The sequence below is a fragment of the Amycolatopsis thailandensis genome (genome assembly GCF_002234405.1).
Taxonomy (GTDB): Bacteria; Actinomycetota; Actinomycetes; order Mycobacteriales; family Pseudonocardiaceae; genus Amycolatopsis; species Amycolatopsis thailandensis.
In genome coordinates this window covers 1-549 of record NZ_NMQT01000362.1, presented here as the reverse complement: position 1 = coordinate 549, position 549 = coordinate 1, and the positions used below count along the sequence as shown (strand labels likewise).

1 protein-coding gene is annotated in these 549 nt (G+C 69.4%); it reads left to right on the top strand.

The window, feature by feature from the left end; all coding sequences use genetic code 11:
- Positions 1-255 precede the first annotated feature (255 nt).
- A partial coding sequence (locus CFP71_RS42895) for a beta-lactamase family protein (protein ID WP_244200057.1) occupies positions 256-549 on the top strand: 294 nt, incomplete at its 3' end.

Here is a 549-nt window from a genome sequence, read left to right as displayed (position 1 = left end):
GGGATCCAGGCCGCTTCGCCCGCCGCTCAGGTCGCGGCGTCCCGGCGGTTCGCCGCGCTCGTGATCCAGTCCTTCCGGGCCGTCCCGGAACCGGCGCCGCTCCCGCCGGTGGCGCGGTTGGCTCTCGTGGTGCCGGGGATGATCGTGTAGGGGCCGGACCCTGAGAAGACCGTTCCGTGGCTAGCACCGTGGAGCTAGGCGGTTTCCGCCTCGAAGCCGATGCCGAAGGCGCCGATGCTTCGTAGTTTTGCCGATATGAAAAGAACCTCGGTGGTCATCGCCGCGATTTGCGCGGCAACGCTCGTTTCCCCGGCCATCGCGTCCGCGGCGCCGCACTCGCAGCGGACTTTGCAGCGCGACGCCGACGTGCTCGTGGCGAACGGTTCCCCGGGCGTTCTCGTGGAACTGAGCACGCCCGACGGCCGCGTCAAGGTGCGCAGCGGTCACGGCGACCTGCGGACCGGGAGCCCGATGCCGTGGAACGCCCATTTCCGGATCGCGAGTTTCAGCAAGACCTTCCTGGCCGCGACGATGCTCCAGCTCGTCGGC